At 73.1% G+C, this 23290-nt stretch carries 20 protein-coding genes; 16 read left to right on the top strand and 4 right to left on the bottom strand.

Annotated elements, in window-relative coordinates; translation table 11 throughout:
- Positions 1-15: 15 nt before the first annotated feature.
- Positions 16-1197: a CdaR family transcriptional regulator gene (locus ACZ3I3_RS35755; protein ID WP_467371978.1), complete on the bottom strand. Its 1182-nt coding sequence runs from the start codon at positions 1195-1197 to the stop codon at positions 16-18.
- Between the two features lie 204 nt (positions 1198-1401).
- On the opposite strand from ACZ3I3_RS35755, the gene ACZ3I3_RS35750 reads away from it, so the two are divergent.
- The 11 genes from ACZ3I3_RS35750 to ACZ3I3_RS35700 all read left to right on the top strand — a co-directional run bounded on the left by ACZ3I3_RS35750 (position 1402) and on the right by ACZ3I3_RS35700 (position 14039).
- Complete coding sequence (locus ACZ3I3_RS35750) at positions 1402-2331, top strand: substrate-binding periplasmic protein (protein ID WP_467371976.1); 930 nt, start codon at positions 1402-1404, stop codon at positions 2329-2331.
- An 11-nt stretch (positions 2332-2342) separates the two neighbouring features.
- Entirely contained in the window at positions 2343-3098 is a 756-nt protein-coding gene (locus tag ACZ3I3_RS35745) for an amino acid ABC transporter permease (RefSeq protein WP_467371974.1), read from the top strand.
- Positions 3095-3889, top strand: a complete 795-nt coding sequence (locus ACZ3I3_RS35740) for an amino acid ABC transporter ATP-binding protein (RefSeq protein WP_467371972.1) — start codon at positions 3095-3097, stop codon at positions 3887-3889. Before ACZ3I3_RS35745 ends, ACZ3I3_RS35740 begins: the two co-directional genes overlap by 4 nt.
- A complete protein-coding gene (locus tag ACZ3I3_RS35735) occupies positions 3886-5169 on the top strand; it encodes an NAD(P)/FAD-dependent oxidoreductase (protein ID WP_467371970.1) in 1284 nt (427 codons plus the stop codon). The genes ACZ3I3_RS35740 and ACZ3I3_RS35735 overlap by 4 nt, the downstream gene beginning before the upstream one ends.
- A 97-nt stretch (positions 5170-5266) precedes the next feature.
- Complete coding sequence (locus tag ACZ3I3_RS35730) at positions 5267-6358, top strand: SGNH/GDSL hydrolase family protein (protein ID WP_467371968.1); 1092 nt, start codon at positions 5267-5269, stop codon at positions 6356-6358.
- Positions 6359-6434: 76 nt separating this feature from the next.
- Complete coding sequence (locus tag ACZ3I3_RS35725) at positions 6435-7268, top strand: M55 family metallopeptidase (RefSeq protein ID WP_467371966.1); 834 nt, start codon at positions 6435-6437, stop codon at positions 7266-7268.
- The gene (locus ACZ3I3_RS35720) at positions 7261-8574 is read left to right on the top strand and encodes a M20/M25/M40 family metallo-hydrolase (protein ID WP_467371964.1); all 1314 of its coding nucleotides are present in this window, start codon (positions 7261-7263) and stop codon (positions 8572-8574) included. Before ACZ3I3_RS35725 ends, ACZ3I3_RS35720 begins: the two co-directional genes overlap by 8 nt.
- Before the next feature lie 16 nt (positions 8575-8590).
- A complete protein-coding gene (locus ACZ3I3_RS35715) occupies positions 8591-10543 on the top strand; it encodes a S9 family peptidase (RefSeq protein WP_467371962.1) in 1953 nt (650 codons plus the stop codon).
- On the top strand, positions 10540-11472 hold the full coding sequence (locus ACZ3I3_RS35710) for a S66 peptidase family protein (protein ID WP_467371960.1): 933 nt from the start codon (positions 10540-10542) through the stop codon (positions 11470-11472). Before ACZ3I3_RS35715 ends, ACZ3I3_RS35710 begins: the two co-directional genes overlap by 4 nt.
- A gap of 156 nt (positions 11473-11628) precedes the next feature.
- Entirely contained in the window at positions 11629-13413 is a 1785-nt protein-coding gene (locus ACZ3I3_RS35705) for a CocE/NonD family hydrolase (protein WP_467371958.1), read from the top strand.
- A 65-nt stretch (positions 13414-13478) separates the two neighbouring features.
- A complete protein-coding gene (locus tag ACZ3I3_RS35700) occupies positions 13479-14039 on the top strand; it encodes a GNAT family N-acetyltransferase (protein ID WP_467371956.1) in 561 nt (186 codons plus the stop codon).
- Between the two features lie 16 nt (positions 14040-14055).
- Here ACZ3I3_RS35700 and ACZ3I3_RS35695 read toward each other — a convergent pair whose 3' ends face one another.
- Positions 14056-14403, bottom strand: coding sequence for a VOC family protein (locus ACZ3I3_RS35695; RefSeq protein WP_466096755.1), 348 nt, complete (start codon positions 14401-14403; stop codon positions 14056-14058).
- A 48-nt stretch (positions 14404-14451) separates the two neighbouring features.
- Between ACZ3I3_RS35695 and ACZ3I3_RS35690 the strand changes: the two genes are divergently transcribed.
- Positions 14452-14955 (top strand): phage holin family protein, encoded by a 504-nt coding sequence (locus ACZ3I3_RS35690; protein ID WP_467371954.1) that lies wholly within the window; start codon positions 14452-14454, stop codon positions 14953-14955.
- Positions 14956-14961: 6 nt separating this feature from the next.
- The gene (locus tag ACZ3I3_RS35685; protein WP_467371952.1) at positions 14962-15990 is read left to right on the top strand and encodes an SDR family oxidoreductase; all 1029 of its coding nucleotides are present in this window, start codon (positions 14962-14964) and stop codon (positions 15988-15990) included.
- Between the two features lie 65 nt (positions 15991-16055).
- Here ACZ3I3_RS35685 and ACZ3I3_RS35680 read toward each other — a convergent pair whose 3' ends face one another.
- Together ACZ3I3_RS35680 and ACZ3I3_RS35675 are read right to left on the bottom strand one after the other, a co-directional pair.
- Positions 16056-17147 (bottom strand): enolase C-terminal domain-like protein, encoded by a 1092-nt coding sequence (locus ACZ3I3_RS35680; RefSeq protein WP_467371950.1) that lies wholly within the window; start codon positions 17145-17147, stop codon positions 16056-16058.
- A 19-nt stretch (positions 17148-17166) separates the two neighbouring features.
- On the bottom strand, positions 17167-18129 hold the full coding sequence (locus ACZ3I3_RS35675; RefSeq protein WP_467372029.1) for an LLM class F420-dependent oxidoreductase: 963 nt from the start codon (positions 18127-18129) through the stop codon (positions 17167-17169).
- 172 nt (positions 18130-18301) lie between these two features.
- On the opposite strand from ACZ3I3_RS35675, the gene ACZ3I3_RS35670 reads away from it, so the two are divergent.
- Genes ACZ3I3_RS35670 through ligD form a run of 3 tightly spaced genes read left to right on the top strand, consistent with a single transcriptional unit; the run spans position 18302 to position 23285 of the window.
- Positions 18302-20518, top strand: coding sequence for an NAD(P)/FAD-dependent oxidoreductase (locus ACZ3I3_RS35670; protein WP_467371948.1), 2217 nt, complete (start codon positions 18302-18304; stop codon positions 20516-20518).
- Positions 20515-22362, top strand: coding sequence for a transketolase (locus tag ACZ3I3_RS35665; RefSeq protein WP_467371946.1), 1848 nt, complete (start codon positions 20515-20517; stop codon positions 22360-22362). The genes ACZ3I3_RS35670 and ACZ3I3_RS35665 overlap by 4 nt, the downstream gene beginning before the upstream one ends.
- Entirely contained in the window at positions 22359-23285 is a 927-nt protein-coding gene (ligD, locus tag ACZ3I3_RS35660) for a non-homologous end-joining DNA ligase (protein WP_467371944.1), read from the top strand. The genes ACZ3I3_RS35665 and ligD overlap by 4 nt, the downstream gene beginning before the upstream one ends.
- Positions 23286-23290 lie beyond the last annotated feature (5 nt).

Genomic DNA, 23290 nt, shown 5'->3' with positions numbered 1-23290 from the left:
CCTTGAGACGGACGGTCAGCGGTCCGGGCCGCCCAGCCGGTCGGCCAGGCACGCCAGGTACAGCGCCATGGCCGTCCGGTGCTCGCGCAGCGGGCGGCCGGTGAGCTGCTCGATCTTGTTCATGCGGTAGACGACGGTGTTGCGGTGGATGTGCAGCGCCGCGGACGCCCGTACGAGGTTGAAGCCGCTCTCGCACCAGGCGGTGATCGTGTCCCGGAGGGCCGGCCAGTCCGGCTGTTCCCGCAGCCGCGCGGCGGTCAGGTCGAGCAGCCGGGTGCGGGCGGACTGGCTCACCGCCGCGAGGAGCTGGTGGACCCGTAGATCGCCGATCGCGTGGACGGTGGAGCCGCCGTCCACCCGGGCGCCCAGGCGCAGCGCGTCGCACGCGTCCTGGTAGGAGTCGTGCAGAGCGCCGACGGACGTGGCCGGTTCGCCGATGCCCGCGCGGGCGGTGAGTCCGTCCTGGGCGGCGATGACGTCCGTGACCCGGCGGCAGTCGGCGGCCGGCGCGTCGGCCGGGGCCCGGGCCGGCAGCCGGTGCAGGACGCCGATCCAGCCGGGAGCCGTCCCGGCGACGATGTCCTGCGGGTCGGCGAAGACGTCGCGGACCGTACGCAGCAGCTCGGAGCGGACCAGCGCCACGTCCCGGGCCCGGGCGCCCCGACGGGCGCCCGCATCCGGCACCGTCACCTCGAACGCCACCGCGACCCGGCGCAGCCGCAGGTCGAAGCCGAGGTCGGCAGCCCGGAACATCAGGAGATCGCCCTCCACGACCAGCGGGTCGTAGGAGGCGATGTCGGTGAGCAGTTTCTCGGCCGCCCGCTCGGCGAGCAGCCGGGAGCGCAGCATCACCGACTCCCGGATCAGGATCTCCGTCTGCCGCTTCACCAGCAGACCGAAGCGGCCCACCTGCGCGGGGGTGCCGGTGATCCCGACGGTCCCCACCGCCCGCCCGTCCGTGACCAGGGGCAGCGTGATCCCGGGCCGTACCCCGCGCAGCGAGTGGGCCTGAGAGGCGTTGTGCGTGGCGGGTTCCTTGGTGCGGACGACCTCGACGGACGCCTCATGGAAGGTGCCGACGCGGCTGCTGTCGCCGCTGCCGATGACCATGCCCTCGGCGTCGGTGATCAGCACGTTGAAGCCGATGACCGCGGAGGTGTCCCCGGCGATCTCCTGCGCGAGTGACGGGCTCAGCATGGGCGATTCCTCCCGCCAGGGGCGGTCCGGGTTGGACGCACCGTACAGGGGAGGCAGGCATTCCGGCGACAAGTTCGTACGAAGTGAACGGTGACGTGCGGCGGGCCTGTGCTTAGCGTATGGGCCTCATCACCTCCCCGCCGGGAGCACAGCGTCCCGTGAATCGGCGGGATCCTTCAGCACCGAGACGGAAGGCCCGAGCCGATGATCCGTGTGCGCTCGCTCGCTCTCGCTTTGTCCGCGATGCTCCTGATGTCCACCGCCGCCTGCGGCTCGGGCGGGGACGACGCCCCGAAGAACGTGTCCGCCGAGACCGCCGCGCTGGGCACGCTCACGCCCGGCGTCATCAAGGTCGCCGTCCAGCCCTACGCCCCGTACACCAGCGTGCAGGGCGGCAGAATCGTCGGACTCGACGGCGACATCCTCGCCTACGCCGCCAAGAAGCTGGGCCTGAAGATCGAGCCGGAGGTGACGGACTTCGCGGGCATGCTCGCCGGGGTGCAGTCCCGCCGGGTCGACATCACCATCGGCGGTGTCGCCTGGTCCGCCGACCGGCAGAAACAGGGGCTGTTCACCGATCCGCCCTACTACTCGCCCCCGGCGATGGCCGTCCGCAGCGGCAAGACGTACAAGACGGTCGGTGACCTGGAGGGCCTGAACCTGGGCACCGTCGAGGGCTACGTCTGGGTCAAGTCCATCCAGGCCGTGCCGGACGGCAAGCTGCACGCGTACCCCGACGCCAACGGCGTCTTCGACGACCTGGGCGCCGGCCGGGTCGACGTCGGCTTCCTCGACCCGCTGATCATCATCGCCGCGCAGAAGCAGCGTCCTGAGCTGAAGATCGACACCCAGTACCTGACGCCGCCGACCGCCGCGCAGGTGAAGGCCAAGCCCGCCTACGCGTACTTCCAGCCGTACCAGACCGGCTTCTACCTGCCGAAGAAGGCCACGAAGCTGGAGCGGGCGATCTCCGCGCAGATCGACGCCATGTACAAGAACGGCGAGCTGGACAAGCTCGTCCGCAAGTACGGCGGCGACCCGAAGCAGTTCCTCGTGCCCGCCGCCGACGTCGCCACGGCCCGCCGCGGCGTGGACCGGCCCAAGGACTGGACGCCCCCGTCCATCGCCCAGTGAAAGCAGCCGCCATGTCCGGTCTCTTCGAGGTGCCCTGGTCCGACTACCGGCCCGATCTGATCTCCGCGCTCGGGCGCACCGTGTCCTACACGGTCGTCAGCTTCGCGGGTGCGGTACTGCTCGGCCTGGCCGTGGCGCTGCTCCGGCTCAGCAAGGCCTGGCCGGCGCGCGCCCTCGCCGCCGTCTACACCGAGGTGTTCAAGAACATCCCGCTGCTCGCCATCATCTTCCTGACCTACTTCGGCCTCGCCTCGGCCGGAATCCGGCTGGACGTCTTCACGGCCGGCTGCCTCAGCCTGATCGTCTTCTACGCCGCCTACCTGTCCGAGATCTTCCGCGCCGCGATCAGCGGCGTGCACGCCGGGCAGACCGAGGCCGGCGAGGCGCTGGGTGTCGGCAGGACCGGCATCTTCGGCCACATCGTGCTGCCGCAGGCCCTGCGCCTGGCCCTGCCCGGCACCAACACCATGCTCGTCGACCTGCTCAAGTCCACCTCGCTGCTGGTCACCGTCTCCGCCGCGGAGCTGATGTCCGAGGGGCGGCTCATCACCTCGGCCACCTTCCGGGCCCTGGAGGTGTACCTGGTCATCGCGGCGATCTACTTCGCCCTCTGCTACCCGCTGTCCCAGCTGCTGCTGCTCCTGGAGCGCAAGGTCCGGTCGGGAGTGCCCCTGTCGCCGTGGCGACGGCGGCGCCTGCGGGCGGCCCGTGCCCTGTTGGCCACCGAGCCGGCCGCCGCCGTTCCCGTGAAGGAGGTTTCCGCATGACCGAGTCAGTGGCCGCGGCGACGCCCGCCGCCCGGGCCTCCTCCCAGGCCGTCATACGGATCGAGGGGCTGTGCAAGTCCTTCGACGGCCGGCTCGTGCTCGACCGGGTGAACCTGGAGGTGGGCCGGGGCAGCATCGTCAGCGTCATCGGGCAGAGCGGGGGCGGGAAGACGACCCTGATGCGCTGCGTGAACCTGCTGGAACGCCCGGACCAAGGCACCGTCGAAGTCGCCGGTGAGGTCGTCCACGAGGGCGGCCGCATGGTCTGCCGCGACCTGCCCCGGCTGCGCCGCACGGTCGGCATGGTCTTCCAGCGGTTCCACCTGTTCCCGCACCTGACCGCCGTGGAGAACGTGGTGCTCGCGCAGCGCAAGGCGGGAGTGCCCGAAGCGCAGGCCCTGGAACGGGCCGTGGCACTGCTGCGCCGGGTCGGGGTGGCCCACCGCGCCCTCGCCCAGCCCGAGCAGCTCTCCGGCGGCGAGCAGCAGCGCGTCGCCATCGCGCGGGCCCTCGCCCTCAGGCCCGAGGTGCTGCTCTTCGACGAGCCCACCTCCTCCCTGGACCCCGAGGCGACGCGGGAGGTGCTGAGCGTGATGCGCGAACTGGCCGCCGACGGGATGACGATGCTGCTCGTCACCCACGAACTGCCCTTCGCCCGGGAGGTGGCCGACCACGTCGTGTTCGTCGACGGCGGCCGGATCGTGGAGGAGGGCCGGCCCGAGGACGTCCTGGACACTCCCGCCGAGGCCCGCACCAGGGAGTTCCTCGCGTCGTACGGGAACCCCGCATGAGCGCCGTGTCGGGTACCGCGGACCCGGTCGTCGTCGTGGGCGGCGGTGTCGTGGGGCTGTGCACGGCCTACTACCTGGCCACCGCCGGGCTGCCGGTAGAGGTGGTCGAGCGGCGTCGGCTCGGCTCCGGGGCGTCCCGGGGCAACGCCGGCTGGGTCTGCCTCAGCCACTCGACGCCGGTGCCGGCCCCGGGCGTGGTGCGCTACGCCCTGCGCTCGCTGGGCCGCCCGGACTCCCCGCTCTACCTGCGGCCACTTCCGGACCCGGCGTTCGTACGGTGGCTGTGGCGGTTCTGGCGCAGCAGCACCCCGGCCGTCTTCAAGCGCGGCTACGCGGCGGTCGCCGAGCTGAACCGCGAGACCTTCGGCCTGTTCGACGGCATGCGCGAGGCCGGGGTGGACACGACGCTGACCCGGCCCGGGATGGTGCACGCCTTCCTGTCACCGGCCGAGGCTCGGCACCACCTCGCGGTCCAGCGGGAGATGGCGGACGGGCACTACCCCGTGCCCGACGACATCGTCACGGGCACCGAGGCGCACCTGCTGGACGAGGCCCTGTCACCGGCCGTGCGCGCGGCCTACCTCGTGGCGGGGGAGGGGGTCGTCGACCCGGAGGCGTTCGCGCGTGCCCTCGGCGAGGCGCTGGCCGGCGCGGGTGTGAAGATCCACGAGAACGCCGAGGTCACCGGGTTCCGGACGGCGGGCGGCCGGGTCACCGCGCTGCGCACCGCCGACACCGAACTGCCCTGTTCGGCGGTCGTCGTCGCCGCCGGGATGCGCTCGCCGGACCTGCTCGGGCTCCTGGGGCACCGTCTGCCCCTCCAGGCGGGCAAGGGCTACAGCTTCTCCGTGGACCTGGATCCGGCGCCCCGGCACACGCTGTACTTCGGCGAGCGCCGGGCCGTCGCCTCACCGATCGGCGGCACCACGCGGATCGGCGGCACGATGGAACTCAGCGGCAACAACAACCGTCTCGACTGGCGCCGTATCGTCGCGGTCGCCCTCGCGAGCCGGCACTACCTGGGCCGCTGGTTCGACGACCCGGACGACCTGGTCGGCCTGATCCGGGACCCCTGGGTCGGCGGGCGCCCGTTCCTCCCCGACGGACTCCCGGTGATCGACCGCGTCCCCGGGCACGACAACGCCTTCGCGGCCACCGGCCACGGCATGCTCGGGGTCACCCTGGGCCCGGTCACCGGGCACCGACTCGCCCAGTACATCGCCACCGGGCGGCGGCCCGAGGCCCTCGTGCCCTTCGGCTTCGACCGGCTGCGGAGCTGAGCCCGACGCGGTCTGGTGGGCGGGGATTTTGTCGATGTACGGTCATGTCGCCCCGATCCGTGCACCCTGCCTCGTCCCCTGGAGGACAGTCATGCCGATGCCCTGGTTACGGACGCTGGTCGCGTCGACGGCGGCGATGGTGCTGGCCGGCCCGACCGCTGTCGCCACCGCCGCCCCGCCGGACCAGGACGGCGTGCGGGCGAGCGTGCACACCGCCGGGCGGGTCAAGGACGCCGGGGACGTACTCCAGTACAGCTGGCCCGGCGTGTACTTCGAGGGCCGGTTCCGCGGCACCGGCGTGGGCGTCGTGCTCGACGACCCGGCCGCCGACTACGACGTCCAGATCGACGGGGCCACCGTCGCGACCCTCGTCACGCCGGGCAGGACCACCCACTGGATCAAGGGTCTGCGCAACGGCGTGCACACCGTCCGGCTCGTCAAGCGCAACGACACCCCCTGGAGCACCAGCTCGTTCGGCGGCTTCGTCGCCGCGCCGGGCGGCGCCGTCCTCACCAGGCCGGCCGCGCGCAGCCGCCAGATCGAGTTCGTCGGCGACTCCCTCACGGCGGGCTACGGCAACCTCTCGACCTCCCGCGACTGCACCGGCGAGCAGGTCGCCCGCACCACGAACGCCGACGTGAGCTACGGCGCCCTCACCGCCCGGCGGCTGCGCGCCGACTACCAGGTCAACGCGTATTCCGGCCTGGGCATGGTCCGCAACTACAACGGCGGCACGCCGGAGGTGAACTACCGCACCTTCTACGACCGCGCGCTGCTGAACGCGCCCGGCGACGTCTGGCAGAACCCGGGCACCTGGCGGCCGAAGCTCGTGGTGGTCCACCTGGGCACCAACGACTTCTCGACGCCCGTCAACCCGGGCGAGCCGTGGACGGAGGAGAGCCTCGCCGCCGCCTACCGCAGCGCCTACAGCGGCTTCCTGCAGAAGCTGCGGGCGCGCTACGGAGCCGGGACCACCGTGGTGGCCGTCGGCGCAGGGTCGTTCGCCGGACATGTCGAGCAGGTCGTCCAGGAACGCACCGCCGCCGGCGACCGCCGGGTCCGCTACTGGCGCCTCGACGACACGGGCCTGGATCTCCTCGGCTGCCACTGGCACTACTCGGCCCGCGACAACCGGCTGCTCGCCGACCGGCTCACCGCGTTCATCACCGACCTGCGGATACGGTGGTGACATGTCGTAGCCGGTTCCGCCCGCAGCGCGTAACGTGACGAACCATGAAAATCTCCATCCGGGGGGACGGCTCGTCATGAGAATCCTCATCAGCGCCGACATGGAGGGCGCCACCGGGGTCACCTGGCCCGACGACGTGCTGCCGGGCGCCTCGCAGTGGGAGCGCTGCCGCTCGCTGTTCACCTCGGACGTCAACGCCGCCGTGCTCGGCTTCTACGACGGCGGCGCCGACGAGGTCGTCATCAACGAGGCGCACGCGACCATGCGCAACCTGCTGCTGGAACAACTGGACGAACGGGCCCAGCTGCTCACCGGGCGGCACAAGGCGCTGTCCATGGTGGAGGGCGTGCAGCACGGCGACGTGGACGGCATCGCCTTCGTCGGCTACCACGCGGGCGCCGGCATGGAGGGCGTCCTCGCCCACACCTACCTCGCGAACCAGATCACCGGCGTGTGGCTGAACGACGTACCCGCCAGCGAGGGGCTGCTCAACGCCCATGTCGTCGCGGAGTTCGGGGTGCCGGTCGTGCTGGTCACCGGGGACGACGTCGCCTGCGAGGACGCGCTCGGGTACGCGCCCGAGGCGCTCAAGGTCGCCGTGAAGGACCACGTCTCGCGGTACGCGGCGGTGTGCCGTACGCCCGCCAGGACCGGGGCGGAGATCCGGGCGGCGGCCAAGGAGGCGGCGTCGCTGGCGGTGCGTCACGAACCCGTGCGCGGCGGCCCCTTCACCGTCGCCGTGGAGTTCGACGCCGAGCACCTGGCCATGGCCGCCACCGTCGTGCCGGGTGTGGACCGGATCGGGGAGCGGAAGGTGGCCTACACGAGCGAGACCATGTACGAGGGCATCCGCGCCTTCAAGGCGGTCACCACGATCGTCTCGGCCGCGGTGGAGGAGCAGTATGGCTGAGCAGGCGGACCGGCAGGCGCTGGACGAGGTCGTGACGTTCACGTCCGACCTGATCCGGATCGACACCACCAACCGGGGCGGGGGCGACTGCCAGGAGCGGCCCGCCGCCGAGTACGCCGCCGCGCGGCTCGCCGAGGCCGGCATCGAGCCGACGCTCCTGGAGCGCACCAAGGGCCGCACCAACGTCGTCGCCCGCATCGAGGGCACCGACCCCTCGGCCGACGCGCTGCTGCTCCACGGCCATCTGGACGTCGTACCCGCCGCGGCCGCCGACTGGAGCGTGCACCCGTTCTCCGGGGAGATCCGCGACGGGGTCGTCTGGGGACGCGGCGCCGTCGACATGAAGAACATGGACGCGATGATCCTGGCCGTGGTGCGTGCCTGGGCGCGCCAGGGCGTCCGGCCCCGGCGGGACATCGTCATCGCGTTCACCGCGGACGAGGAGGCCAGCGCCGAGGACGGCTCCGGATTCCTCGCCGACGAACACGCCGCGCTGTTCGAGGGGTGCACAGAAGGCGTCAGCGAGGCGGGCGCCTTCACTTTCCACGACGGCTCCGGACGGCAGATCTACCCCCTCTCGGCCGGTGAGCGGGGCACCGCCTGGCTGAAGCTCACCGCGCGCGGCCGGGCCGGGCACGGCTCCAAGGTGAACAAGACCAACGCGGTCACCCGGCTCGCGGCCGCGATCACCCGGATCGGCGAGCACGAGTGGCCGCCGCGGCTGACCCCGACCGTGCGCGCCGCGCTCACCGAACTCGCCGCCCTGTACGGCATCGAGCCCGATCTGACCGACGTGGACCGGCTGCTCGACAAGCTCGGGCCGGCCGCCCAACTCGTCGAGTCGACCATCCGCAACAGCGCCAACCCGACCATGCTGGACGCCGGTTACAAGATCAACGTGATTCCAGGTGAGGCCGTGGCGCACGTGGACGGCCGGTATCTGCCGGGCGGGGAGGACGAGTTCCGCGACACCCTCGACCGGCTCACCGGGCCGGACGTGGAGTGGGAGTTCCACCACCACGAGGTGGCCCTCCAGGCGCCGGTCGACTCGGTGACGTTCGCCCGGATGCGGGCCGCCGTCGAGGAGTTCGCCCCGGAGGGGCACGTGGTGCCGTTCTGCATGCCCGGTGGGACGGACGCCAAGCAGTTCTCCCGCCTCGGCATCACCGGCTACGGCTTCACACCGCTGAAGCTGCCGGAGGGCTACGACTACTGGGCCATGTTCCACGGCGTCGACGAGCGGGTCCCCGTCGAGGCGCTGCACTTCGGTGTCCGCGTGCTCGACCGGTTCCTGCGGACGGCCTAGGCGAGCGGGGGAGACGGTGCGGACACTGGCGTACGGGTCGTGGCCCTCGCCCATCGACGCGGCCCTGGCCGCCGCGCACGACGGGCACCCGGAGTACGTGGGGTTCGTCGGCGACGAGGTGTGGTGGACCGAACCGCGCCCCGCCGAGGCGGGGCGGCGCACCCTGGTGCGGCGGCACGCCGACGGCCGGGAGGAGTCGCTGCTGCCCGCGCCGTGGAACGTGCGCAGCCGGGTCATCGAGTACGGCGGACATCCGTGGGCCGCACTCCCGCAGGAGAACGGCCCGCTGGTGGTCTTCGTGAACTTCGCCGACCAGCGGCTGTACCGGTACGAGCCGGGCGGCGAGCCGCGTCCGCTCACGCCCGTGTCCGACGTGGGCGCGGGCCTGCGCTGGGCGGAGCCGCAACTGCGGCCCGAGCAGGGTGAGGTGTGGTGCGTGCTGGAGGAGTTCACCGGCGCCGGGCCCGGCGACGTGCGCCGCGTCCTGGCCGCCGTACCGCTGGACGGCTCCGCCGCCCGGGACCGGGACGCCGTGCGGGAACTCACCGACGACCGGCACCGGTTCGTGACCGGAGCGCGGTTGTCGCCCGACGGGCGGCGGGCGGCCTGGCTCGCCTGGGACCATCCGCGCATGCCGTGGGACGGCACCCACCTGCTCCTCGCCGACGTCGGCCCCGACGGCACCCTGCACGGCGCCCGGACCGTCGCAGGCGGGCCCGGCGAGTCCATCGCGCAGGCCGACTTCACCCACGACGGCCGCCTGCTGCACGCGAGCGACCGCAGCGGGTGGTGGAACCTCTACCTCGACGGTGAACCCCTGTGCCCGCGCGAGGAGGAGTTCGCCGGGGCGCTGTGGAAACTCGGCATGCGGTGGTTCGCGCCGCTCGACAGCGGCCTGATCGCCGTCGTCCACGGCCGGGGCGCCACCGCCCTCGGCATCCTGGACCCCGAGACCGGTGAGGTCGTCGATGCGGCCGGACCCTGGACCGAGTTCGCCGCCACCCTCGCGGCGCACGGCGAGCGCGTCGTCGCCGTGGGCGCCAGCCCGCGCAGCGCCCATGAAGTCGTCGAGCTGGACGCCCGCACGGGCCACGCCCGGGTCATCGGCGCCGAGCACGACGACGCCGTGGACCCCGCGTACTACCCCGAGCCGCAGATCCGCACCTTCACCGGCCCCGACGGACGCGACATCCACGCCCACATCTACCCGCCGCACCACCCCGGCTGCGTCGCGCCCGCCGACGAGCTGCCGCCGTACGTCGTCTGGGCGCACGGCGGGCCCACCGGACGCGCGCCGCTCGTGCTCGACCTGGAGATCGCGTACTTCACCTCGCGCGGCATCGGCGTCGCCGAGGTCGATTACGGCGGTTCCACCGGCTACGGCCGCGCCTACCGCGAACGGCTGCGCGAGCAGTGGGGCGTGGTCGACGTCGAGGACTGTGCCGCCGTCGCCCTGGGCCTCGCCGACGAGGGCACCGCCGACCGCGACCGGCTCGCCGTCCGGGGCGGCAGCGCGGGCGGCTGGACCGCCGCCGCCTCCCTCACCACGACCGACGTCTACGCCTGCGGCACGATCAAGTACCCCATCCTCGACCTCACCGGCTGGGGCACGGGCGAGACCCACGACTTCGAGTCCCACTACCTGGAGAGCCTGATCGGGCCGCTCGCCGACGTGCCCGCGCGCTACACGGAGCGCTCGCCCGCCACCCACGCCGACCGCCTCCACGTGCCGTTCCTGCTCCTCCAGGGCCTGGACGACGTGATCTGCCCGCCCGTCCAGTGCGAGCGGTTCCTGGCCCGGCTCGGGGACCGGCCCGTGCCGCACGCCTACCTCGCCTTCGAGGGGGAGGGACACGGGTTCCGGAGGGCGGAGACCATGGTGCGCGCCATCGAAGCCGAACTCTCCCTGTACGCCCAGGTGTTCGGACTGAACCCGCCCGGCGTCCCGACCCTGGAGCTCGAGAAGTGAGACCTCTGCTGCGACCGCCCCGACTCCGTCCCGGCGCCCGCGTGGCCGTCGTCGCGCCCAGCGGGCCCGTGCCCGAGGAGCGGCTCCAGGCCGGGCTCGACGTCCTGCGCGGCTGGGACCTCGACCCCGTGGTGGCGCCCCATGTGCTCGGCCGCCACCGGGAGTTCGACTACCTGGCCGGCACGGACGCCCAGCGGGCCGCCGACCTCCAGAACGCCTGGTGCGACCCGGCCGTCGCCGCGGTGCTGTGCGCCCGGGGCGGGTACGGGGCGCAGCGCATGGTGGACCTGCTCGACTGGGAGGCGATGCGGGCGGCGGGCCCGAAGGTGTTCGCCGGGTTCAGTGACATCACCGTCCTGCACCAGGCGTTCGCCACCCGCCTGGGACTGGCCACCCTGTACGGCCCGGCGGCGGCCGGTGTCGACTTCCTCAAGAACGCCCGGGCGCAGGAACACCTCCGGGCGACCCTCTTCGAGCCCGAGTCCGTGCGGACCGTCACCGCCGTGTCCCCGGGCGGCACCGCGCTGGTGCCCGGACGGGCCCGCGGCGTCACACTCGGCGGCTGCCTCAGCCTCCTCGCGAGCGACCTCGGCACCCCGCACGCCCTCGCCGGTTCCCGGGGCGGGCTGCTGCTGATCGAGGACGTGGGCGAGAGTCCGTACCGCGTCGACCGGTATCTGACCCAACTCCTGCGCACCGGCTGGCTGGACGGGGTGGCGGGGATCGTGCTCGGGTCCTGGGCGGCGTGCGGTCCGTACGAGGAGCTGCGCGCGGTGCTCGCCGACCGGCTCGGCGGCCTCGGCGTCCCGGTCGTGGAGGAGTTCGGGTTCGGGCACGGCGAGGGCGCGCTGACGATGCCGCTCGGCGTCCCGGCCGAACTGGACGCCGGCACGGGCAGGTTGACGTTCGACGCGCCGGCCCTGAGCTGAGCGCGCCGCTACTGAAATCCTGTCAAGAAACCCTCGTTTCGGTGATTGACGGCCCCTGACACGTGTCACACCATGACTACCGGCCGGTACCTACTGGTCGGTATCCGGGTTGGCAGGTTGTCGCCGTTGTCGTCCCCCCTCACCGTGGAGGTCCGTGTGTCCCGACGCGTGCCCAGATCCCGCGCACCCCTCGCCCTCGCTCTGGGCGCCGCCCTGGCCGCCCCCCTCGCCATCGGCCCACCCGCCTCCGCGGCCGACCCCTACACCGTCACCCCGCTGAAGTTCACCGTCCAGGCCGGCGGCCGCTCCTGCACGGTCGACGCCGACCTGTACCGTCCCGCGGGCGTGGACCGGGACCACCCGGCACCCGCCGTGCTCGGCACGAACGGCTTCGGCGGCAGCAAGTCGGACGGTTCGACGGACACCATCGGCAAGGCCTTCGCCCAGCGCGGCTACGTCTCCCTCGTCTACTCCGGGCTCGGCTTCGGCCGCAGCGGCTGCCTCGTCTCCCTCGACGACCCGGACATCGACGGCGCCGCCGCCGCGCAGCTCGTCGACTTCCTGGGCGGCAAACGCGCCGCCGACGACGGCACCACCGCCGACTTCGTCACCCTCGACGCCCCCGGCGACCCACGCGTCGGCATGATCGGCGGCTCCTACGGCGGCGCCGTCCAGCTCGCCACGGCCTCCGTCGACCACCGCCTCGACGCGCTCGTCCCCATGATCACCTGGAACGACCTGGCGTACTCGCTGGACCCCAACAACGCCGTCGGCAGCGCCGGCGTCCCCGGCGTCTTCAAGTGGCAGTGGACCAACGGCTTCTACCTCATCGGCGAGGGCCAGCCCCTGCTCCAGCCGAGCCTCGACCCCTCCCGCATCAACTCCCTGGCCTGCCTGCACTTCGTCACCCAGGCCTGCCGGACCGTCCACACCCTCAACTCCGGCAGCTACCCCGCCGACCGGACCGCCGAGCTGCTCGCCTTCGCCCACCGCGTCTCCCCGGCGTCCTACCTGCACCGCGTCAAGACGCCCACCCTGCTGGTCCAGGGGCAGGCCGACACCCTCTTCAACCTCAACGAGGCCACGGCGACGTACCGGACACTGCGGGCCCAGGGCACCCCCGTGAAGATGATCTGGCAGTCCTGGGGCCACAGTGGCGGCATCACCGGCCCGGCAGCCGCCGGTGAGCTGGACCTGTCGAAGGGCAACCTGGAGACCAGCTACGTCGGCCGCCGCGTCCTCGCCTGGTTCGACCGCCACCTGCGCAAGCGGACGGACGTCGACACGGGACCGGCCTTCGCCTACTACCGCGACTGGGTGACCGACCCGGACCGCACCTACGCCACCGCCGACCACCTCCCCGCGCTCAACCGCACGCTGTACCTCTCCGGCGACGGCAAACTCGTCGACAATCGCGGCAAAGTGGCCCGCGGCACGCGCGGTTACACCAACTGGCTGATCCCCACGAGCCATTCGGAGAGCTCGCTGGCCGGGCTCATCGGGCTGCGGGACTCACCACCACGCGACACGAAGGGCACCTACCTCGACTGGACCAGCGAGCCGCTGGACCGCCCCCTCGACGTCGTCGGCGCGCCCCGGGCCACACTCAAGGTGCACTCCCCGAAGGCCGAACGCACGCAGAACTCCGCCGACGCGGCCGACAAGCTCGTCCTCTTCGCCAAGATCTACGACGTCGCCCCCGACGGCGCCCGCACCCTCGTACGCCGCCTGGTCGCACCTGTCCGGGTACCTGACGTGACGAAGAGCTTCACCGTCACCCTGCCCGGCATCGTGCACCGGTACGAGACCGGGCACCGGCTGCGGTTCATGATCGCGGCGAGCGACGACGCGTACTTCGGCAACCGGGGGGTCAAGCCGGTGACCGTGGTCGGCGGACCGCGCGAGCCCGGCGTGCTCCGGCTGCCGGTCGCCGGGCCCTGAGGTCCCCGGGGTTCCGAGGTCGCCGGGTTCTGAAGGGACACCGCCGGCGCGGTTACTGTGGCGGGGTGCCGCACAACGCATCCCGCTACCTCGCCGAAGGCCCCCGGGTGGGCATACGCCACTTCACCTACGAGGATGGTGCCGAGTTCACCGCCCGCGCCCGGGAGAGCAAGGACCTGCACCAGCCCTGGCTCTTCCCGCCCGACAGCGCACCCGCGTACACCGCGTACGCGGCCCGGCTGATCGAGGACCCGTCCAAGGCGGGCTTCCTGGTCTGCGAGAAGGCCGACGGGTCCATCGCCGGGTTCATCAACATCAACAACATCGTCGAGGGCGGCTTCCAGTGCGGGACGCTGGGCTACGGCGCCTTCGCGCACGCCGCCGGGCGGGGGCTGATGCGCGAAGGGCTGGACCTCGTGGTGCGGTACGCGTTCGGCCCGATGCGGCTGCACCGGCTGGAGATCAACGTCCAGCCCCGGAACGCCGCGTCGATCGCCCTGGCCCGCAGAGGCGGTTTCCGCCTGGAGGGCTTCTCGCCGAACATGCTCTTCGTCGACGGAGCCTGGCGCGACCACGAGCGCTGGGCGATCACCACCGAGATGATCGAGGAGCCGGGGCGGCGCTGAGCCGGCCCCGGCGGGATCACGCCTGGCGGTCCACGTACTCGTAGATCGACCCGTCCGGATGCAGGACGATCAGGTTGCGGCCGGCCGGGGAGGCGATGGGCCCCGCGATGATGTGGGCGCCCAGCTCGGTCAGCACCTTGTGCGTCTCCTCGACGTCCGTCACGGCGATCGTGGCGGCCACCTTGCGCAGCACCTCCAGTTCGGCCGGGGGACCGCTCATCAGCAGGAAGCAGCCGATCGCCGCCACCTGGACACCGCCCCGTTCGAAGCGCTGGGCTCTGCCGCCCGCCAGCCGCTCGTAGAAGGGAATCGCGGTCTCGAGGTCGTCGACGCAGACGCGCAGTGTGGCACCCAGAATCTCCATGGGGACGAGCCTAGTTACGCGCGAGGGGGCGAGGGTACCCGGCCGGGTATGAAGCCGCTGGATCACCTGGAGCATCTGGACAAGCATCTGGTCGACGAGCTGGCACAGGTGGCGCGCGAGACCGTCCGGGACGAACTGCGCGAGCAGACGCGCAAGCAGCGCCGCAAGGCCGCGCTGTACGCCGCGTCCGGCGCCCTCGCCCTGTACGCGGGCGCGGCCCTCGCGCTCGCCGTGGGACTGGCCCTCGCCCTCGGCCTGCCCGACTGGGCCGCCGCGCTGATCACCGCCGTGATCCTGGGCGCCCTGGCGTACGTGCTGCGCGGCATGGCCCGCCCGTCCGCCTCCCCGCCGGGCCCCGCGCACGCGGCCGGCATGGCGCCGGGACACGAGAGCACCACCGCACCGGGCACCGGAGTGCCCGGCGGTGTGCCGCCCGTGCCGCCGGCCCCGCCCGCCGCCGGGCCGGTCGCCGGCGCCGCCGGCGGGCCCGCCCCCGGCGTGGTGCCCCCGCGGCCGACCGACGAACCCGACGTTCCTCCCCGTGGGGCGTGATCCGAAGTGAGCACGGCAGAGACACCGCTCGGCCGCGTCGTCGTGGTGACCGGCGCCAGCGGCGGCGTGGGACGGGCCACGGCCCGCGCCTTCGCCGCCGGCGGCGACCGGGTCGCCCTGCTGGCCCGCGGTACGGAAGGGCTCGCCGCCGCGGCCGACGACGTGCGGCGCGCCGGGGGCGAGGCCCTCGTCATCAGCGTGGACGTCTCCGACGCGAAGGCCGTCGACGACGCCGCCCAGCAGGTCGTCGACACGTTCGGCCCCATCGACGTCTGGGTCAACAACGCCTTCACCGGGGTCTTCGCCCCGTTCACGGAGATCGACCCCGACGAGTTCCGCCGCGTGACCGAAGTGACCTACCTGGGCTACGTCTTCGGCACCCGGGCGGCCCTGCGCCACATGCTGCCGCGCGACCGCGGCACGATCGTGCAGGTCGGCTCCGCACTCGCCTACCGGGGCATCCCACTCCAGTCGGCCTACTGCGGGGCCAAGCACGCGATCCAGGGCTTCAACGAGTCCCTGCGCTGCGAACTGCTGCACACCCGCAGTGGGGTGCGTACGACGATGGTGCAGCTGCCGGGCCTCAACACCCCCCAGTTCGAGTGGGTGCTGAACCGCATGCGGGGCCGGGCCCGGCCGGTCGCACCCGTGTACCAGCCGGAGGTCGCGGCCCGGGCGATCGTGTACGCGGCCTCCCACGCGGAGCGCCGGGAGTACTGGGTGGGCGCCTCCACGGCCGCCACGCTCCTCGCCAACGCCGTCGCCCCCGGGCTGCTCGACCGCTATCTGGCGCGCACGGGCTTCTCGTCCCAGCAGGAGGGGGACCGGCACGACGAGCCGGCCAACCTGTGGGCCCCGGCGGACGGGCGGCGGGGCCGCGACTTCGGCGCGCACGGGCGGTTCGACGACGAGGCCGTCCCCGTCAGCCCGCAGCAGTGGATCTCACGGAACCGGCGGCGGATGGGCGCGGCCCTGACCGTGGGGGCGGCGGGTGCGCTGGCCGCACGCAAACTGGCCGGGCAGGCCCGCCGGTAGGCGCACCTCGGTCGACATGCCGGAGCACGTCGACATGCCGGAAAGCACGTCGACATGCCGGAGCACTAGGCCACCCGGTACTCCGCCACCTCCTGCGTCCGCAGGGTGAGTCCGTGGCCCACGCCCTGGGTCGGGTGGATCGTTCCGCCCGTGGGGTCCAGGGCGCCGTCGAAGAACATGTCCTCGATGCGGACGTGGTCGTGGAACCACTCGATGTGCCGGAGATTGGGGAGTGAGGCGGCCGCAGCCGCGTGGGCGTGCGGGGCGCAGTGCGCGGAGACCTCCAGGCCGTGGGCGTGCGCCAGGGCGGCCGCGCGCAGGAACTCGGTCAGGCCGCCGCAGCGGGTGGCGTCGATCTGGAGGCAGTCGACCGCCCCGGCCGTGATCATCCGGGCGAAGGAGGGCAGGTCGAAGCCGTACTCCCCGGCCGTCACGTCACTCACCACCGCGTCCCGGACCAGCCTCAGGCCTGTCAGGTCGTCCGAGGACACCGGCTCCTCGAACCAGCCCACGCCGTGCTCGGCGAGGGCGTGGCCGACGCGCACCGCCTGCTTGCGGGTGTAGGCGCCGTTGGCGTCGACGTACAACTCCGCGTCCGGGCCGATGACCTGGCGTGCCGCCCGGACACGGTGCAGGTCGCGGGCCACCTCGCGGCCCCACCCCTCACCGATCTTGATCTTCACGCGCGGGATGTGCTGCCCGTGCACCCAGCCGTTCAGCTGCGCGGCCAGATGCGTGTCGTGGTACGTCGTGAAGCCCCCGCTGCCGTACACCGGCACCCGCTCGTGCCGCACCCCCAGCAGCCGGGCCAGGGGGAGTTCCAGCAGCCGGGCCTTGAGGTCCCACAGGGCGATGTCCAGGGCCGAGACCGCGCAGGACGCGATGCCCGGGCGGCCCGCGTTGCGCACCGACCGGCACATCGCGTCGTGCACCGCCGGGATGTCCAGGGCGCTCATGCCCTCGACCAGCGGGGCGAGTTCGGCGGTGAGGAAGTCACCGACCGCCGCCGGGCCGTACGTCCAGCCCGTGCCGGTCGCGTCGCCCGCCGTCACCTCGCAGACCACCACGGTCGTGGAGTCCCAGGACAGCGTGCCGTCCGCCTCGGGGGCGTCCGTCGGCACCGTGTACACGGACACGGCGGGACGGTGGAGTTCCATCGGATCGCCCGGCCTTCCCTCAGACGGCCTGCTCGAGCTGCGGCAGCACCTTCGTGCGGTAGAAGTCGAAGAAGCCGCGCAGGTCCGGGCCGATCTGGTTGACGTAGACCCGGTCGAAGCCCGCGTCGGCGAACTGCTTCAGCTCGGCCACGTGCTCGTCCACGTCGTCGCCGCACACCCGGTTCTCCCGCACCATGTCCTCGGTGACCAGCTGCTGCGCCTGCTCGAAGTGCTTCGGGGAGGGCAGCACCTGGCCCAGCTCGCCGGGCAGCTGCTCGTTCGCCCAGAGCCGGTGGACGGTCCGTACGGCCTCCTCCTTGTCGGTGTCGTAGCAGACCTTGGTACCGCCGCTGACGAGCTTTCCGCCGCCTCCGCCCTTGCGGTACTGCTCCACCATCGCCTCGTCCGGCTGGATGGTGATGTAACCGTCGCCGACGCGGGAGGCGAGCTGCGTGGCCGCCGGGCCGAAGCCGGAGATGTCGATCGGGATCGGCTCGTCCGGGACCGTGTAGAGGCGGGCGTTCTCCACCGTGTAGTGCGGGCCGTGGTGGTTGACCTCCTCGCCGGTGAACAGCCGGCGCATCACCTGGATGGCCTCCTCCAGCATGTCCAGACGGACGTGGGCCGGCGGCCAGTGGTCACCCAGGATGTGCTCGTTGAGCGCCTCACCGGAGCCGACACCCAGCCGGAAGCGGTTCTCCGTCATCACCGCGCTGGTCGCCGCGGCCTGCGCCACCACCGCCGGGTGCATCCGCACGGTCGGGCAGGTCACCGCCGTCTCCACCGGCAGGGACACCGCCTCGGACAGCGCGCCGATCACCGACCACACGAACGGGCTCTGGCCCTGCGCGTCGTTCCACGGGTGGTAGTGGTCCGAGATCCACAGCGCCTGGAATCCGGCCTGCTCGGCCATCCGCGCCTGCTCGATCAGCTCGGCGGGGCCGTACTGCTCGCACGACAGGAAGTAGCCGTACTCGGTCATGGGGAAGTGCCTCCGCGACATCGGCGGTCCGTATCCCGCACCGGGTACCCGGGCGCGGGTCCGGAAACCGGCGGCGTCCGGCCGAGAGGGCCCCGGCGGACGTTTGGGTGCCCTGGCCAGGGGGACGCGGAAGGCTCCCGAGCTACGCGACAGCGCCGGAGGCGAGCGAACCGTGAGTCGACCCCGCATCGTGATCGTCGGTGCCGGTTTCGCCGGGTACCGCACGGCCCGCACCCTGTCCCGGGAGACCCGGGGCCGGGCGCACATCACCCTGCTGAACCCCACCGACTATTTCCTGTATCTGCCCCTGCTGCCCCAGGTCGCGGCCGGTGTCCTGGAGCCGCGCCGGGTCACGGTCTCCCTCTCGGACACGCTGCCGGACGTACGGCTCGTGCTGGGCGAGGCCGACCGGATCGACCTCGACGGACGGACCCTGCACTACACCGGGCCCGAGGGCGACGAGGGCACACTCGCCTACGACCGGCTGGTGCTCGCCGCCGGCAGCGTCAACAAGCTGCTGCCGATCCCCGGCGTCGCCGAGTACGCGCACGGCTTCCGGGGGCTGCCGGAGGCGCTGTACCTGCGCGACCACGTGACCCGGCAGGTGGAGCTGGCGGCCGCCGCCGACGATCCCAAGAGCTGCGCCGCCCGGTGCACCTTCGTCGTGGTCGGCGCCGGATACACCGGCACGGAGGTCGCCGCGCACGGGCAGATGTTCACCGACGCGCAGGTCCGCAAGCACCCGCTGCGGCAGGGCATGCGGCCACGCTGGATGCTGCTGGACGTGGCGCCCCGGGTGCTGCCCGAGATGGACGAGAAGCTGTCCACCACCGCCGACCGGGTGCTGCGGCAGCGGGGCGTGGACGTGCGGATGGGCACCTCCGTGAAGGAGGCCACGCCCGACGGGGTCGTGCTGACCGACGGCGAGTTCGTCGAGACCCGGACCCTGGTGTGGTGCGTGGGCGTACGGCCCGACCCGCTGGTCGAGTCCCTCGGGCTGCCGATGGAGAAGGGGCGGCTGCTCGTCGACCCGCACCTGCAGGTGCCGGGCCGGCCCGAGCTGTTCGCCTGCGGTGACGTGGCCGCGGTGCCGGATCTGGAGAAGCCGGGGAGCTACACGCCGATGACCGCGCAGCACGCCTGGCGGCACGGCAAGGTCGCGGCGGAGAACGTCGCCGCCTCGCTCGGCCTCGGCGGCGCGCGCAAGCCCTACCGCCATCGCGACCTGGGCTTCGTCGTCGACCTGGGCGGTGCGAAGGCCGCTGCCAATCCGCTCGGCGTGCCCCTGTCCGGGGTGCCGGCGGGTGCGGTGACACGGGGCTACCACCTCGCCGCGATGCCCGGCAACCGCGTCCGGGTCGCCGCCGACTGGCTGCTGGACGCGGTACTGCCGCGCCAGGCCGTGCAGTTGGGGCTCGTCCGGTCCTGGTCCGTGCCGCTGGACACGTCCTCGCCGGAGCTGGCCCGGGTGCCGGGCGGGCCGGAGCGGCGGCAGGAGGCGAGCGCCCGGTCGGGGCCCGGGGCGGCGATCGAGGCCGACACCCACGACGGGGGGAGCGGTGCCGGATCCTCGGAGGGCCGGGCCGGAGGAGAGCCCGCGAAGGGGCAGCCCGGATCCGGGGCGACGCACAACCAGCACCGGCCCGGATCCGGGACCGCACAGCGCCGGTCGGAAGAGGAGCTGGCCAAGGGGCGCCCCGGCGGCCAACCGACCAGGAACTGGCCGACCGACGAGCCCGCCAAGGGACCGGTCGGGGGCGGGTCCGCGAAGGGGCAGCCCGGATCCGGGGCGACGCGCGACCAGCACCGGCCCGGATCCGGGACCGCACAGCGCCGGTCGGAAGAGGAGCTGGCCAAGGGGCGCCCCGGCGGCCGACCGACCAGGAACTGGCCGACCGACGAGCCCGCCAAGGGACCGGTCGGGGCCGGGTCCGCGAAGCATCCGGGTGGTGAGCCCGCGAAGGGGCGCTCCGGCGGGGAGCCCGCCGATCCGGCCGGGAATCAGCCTGGCGGCGAGCCTGCCGAGGACCGGCCCGGGGGTGAGCCTGCGAAGGGGCAGTCCGGCGGGGAGCCGGCCAAGGACCAGCCCGGCGGCGAGCCCGCCAGGAACCAGCCAGGCGGCGAACCGGCCAGGAATCAGCCCGGTGGTGAGCCCGCCAGGAACCAGCCCGGGCGCGAAGCCGCCAGGAATCAGCCCGGTGGTGAGCCCGCGAAGAACCAGCCCGGGCGTGAAGCCGCCAAGAGTCAGCCCGGTGGTGAGCCCGCCAGGAATCAGCCCGGGCCCACCCCACAGCCCCCGCCCGGTCAGCCACCCCCCGGCCCCGACACCGCCCCCGGTCCTGTCAAGCGATCCGACGTCCCGGACGACTCCGCGAAAGGAGACTCATGAACACCGGTGAACTCACCGACCTCGGACAGCAGCTGCGCGTGGACAGTGTCCGCGCCGCCGCCGCGGCGGGCTCCGGGCACCCGACCTCCTCCATGTCCGCGGCCGACCTGATGGCCGTGCTGCTCGCGCATCACTTCCGCTACGACTTCGACCGCCCGGCCCACCCCGGCAACGACCGCTTCGTCCTCTCCAAGGGCCACGCCTCCCCGCTGCTGTACTCCGCGTACAAGGCGGCCGGCGCCATCGACGACGAGGAACTGCTCACCTTCCGCAAGCTGGGCAGCCGCCTGGAAGGGCACCCCACGCCGCAGCGCCTGCCGTGGGTCGAGACGGCCACCGGCTCGCTCGGGCAGGGCCTGCCGGTCGGGGTCGGCATCGCGCTGGCCGGCAAGCGGCTCGACCGCACCGGCTACCGCACCTGGGTGCTGTGCGGCGACAGCGAACTGGCCGAGGGTTCCGTGTGGGAGGCCGCCGAGCACGCCGGCTACGAGCACCTCGACAACCTCACCGTCATCGTCGACGTCAACCGGCTCGGCCAGCGCGGCCCGACCCGGCACGGCCACGACCTGGACGCCTACGCCCGCCGCTTCCAGGCCTTCGACTGGCACACCATCGAGGTCGACGGGCACGACGTGGACGCGATCGACCGCGCCTACGGCGAGGCCCTGTCCACCAAGGGCCAGCCCACCGCGATCCTCGCCCGCACCCTCAAGGGCAAGGGCGTCGAAGGGGTCCAGGACCGCGAGGGCCTGCACGGCAAGCCGCTGCCCGAGGCCGACGAGGCGATCACCGAACTCGGCGGCCCGCGCGACATCCGCGTTCAGGTGCAGGAGCCGCCGGCCGCCCGCATGCTGCACTCCGTCCACACCGGGAACTTCGAACTCCCCAAGTGGGACCAGGGCGAGGAGGTCGCCACCCGCAACGCCTTCGGCGAGGCCCTCGCCGCCCTCGGCACCGGCCGCGGGGACATCGTCGCCCTGGACGGCGAGGTCGGCGACTCCACCCGCGCCGAGTTCTTCGCCAAGGAGCACCCCGACCGCTACTTCGAGTGCTACATCGCCGAGCAGCAGCTGGTCGCCTCGGCGGTCGGACTCGCGGCCCGCGGCTGGGTGCCGTACGCCGCCACCTTCGCGGCCTTCCTGACCCGGGCCTACGACTTCATCCGGATGGCGTCCGTCAGCGGCTCCGGCATCAACCTCGTCGGCTCGCACGCGGGCGTCGCCATCGGCCAGGACGGACCGAGCCAGATGGGCCTGGAGGACCTGGCGATGATGCGGGCGGTGCACGGCTCGACCGTGCTGTACCCCTGCGACGCCAACCAGACCGCGCGGCTCATCGGCGCGATGGCCGGTCTGGAGGGCGTCCGCTACCTGCGCACCTCGCGCGGCGAGAGCCCGGTGATCTACGGTCCGGACGAGGACTTCCCGGTCGGCGGGAGCAAGGTGCTGCGCTCCTCCGGCGAGGACCGGCTGACCCTGGTCGCGGCGGGCGTCACCGTGCACGAGGCGCTGGCCGCCGCCGACGCCCTCGCCGACCAGGGCATCCGGGCCCGGGTGATCGACCTGTACTCGGTGAAGCCCGTCGACCGGGCCGCCCTGCGCAAGGCCGCCGAGGAGACCGGCTGCCTGGTGACCGTGGAGGACCACCACCCGGAGGGCGGGATCGGCGACGCCGTCCTGGAGGCCTTCGCCGACGGACGCCCCGTACCGCGCCTGGTGCGGCTCGCCGTGCGGAGCATGCCCGGCTCGGCCTCCCCGGACGAGCAGCTGCACGCCGCGGGCATCGACGCCGAGTCGATCGCGGCGGCCGGGCGGCTGCTGGTGGAGGAGGCGGTCGTGCCGTGAGCGGCGGCGACGGCACGCGCAGGGTGCGGGCCGGCCGCCGCACCGTGGAGGTCCACCGGCCGGACAAGGTGCTCTTCCCCGGCGGGGACGCCAAGGAGTACACCAAGGGCGATCTGGTGGACTACCACCGGGCCGTCGCGCCCTACATGCTGCCGCACCTGCGCGGCCGTCCCCTGATGCTGGAGCGGCGCCCGGACGGGCTCGACGGGCCCACGTTCATGCAGAAGAACACCCCGGACCACTACCCGGAGTGGATCACCCGGGTCGAGGTGGCCAAGGAGGGCGGCACCGTCCGCCACGCCGTCTGCGACGACACCGCCACCCTCCTCTACCTGGCCGACCAGGCCAGCATCACGCTGCACCGCTGGCTGTCCCGCGCCGACAGCGTCGACCACCCCGACCGGCTGGTCTTCGACCTCGACCCGGCGGGGGACGACTTCGACGCCGTGCGCGAGGCCGCCCGGCTGCTGGGGGAGCTGCTCGACGAGCTGGAGCTGCCCTCGGCGCTGATGACCACCGGATCGCGCGGGCTGCATGTGATCGTGCCGTTGAACGGGCGGCACGACTTCGACGAGGTGCGCTCTTTCGCCCACGACGTCGCCGGCACCCTCGCCGGCGCCCACCCCGACCGGCTGACCACCGCCGCCCGCAAGAAGGACCGCGGTGAGCGGCTCTACCTCGACGTGCAGCGCAACGCCTACGCGCAGACCGCCGTCGCGCCGTACACCGTCCGGCCCCGGCCGGGCGCGCCCGTGGCCACCCCGATCACCTGGGACCAGCTGGACGACCCCGAGCTGCACGCCCGCCGCTGGACCATCGCCGACGCCGTCGAGCAGGCCCGCACCAACCCCTGGTCGGGCCTGTCGGCCCGCGGCCGGGCCCTGGGACCGGCCCGGCGCCGGCTGACCGCGCTGAGCGGCTGAAGCAC

The organism is Streptomyces sp. NPDC016851 (genome assembly GCF_055562795.1).
The sequence above is the reverse complement of the archived record's forward strand: the minus strand, read 5'-3'. Positions and strand labels throughout refer to the sequence as shown.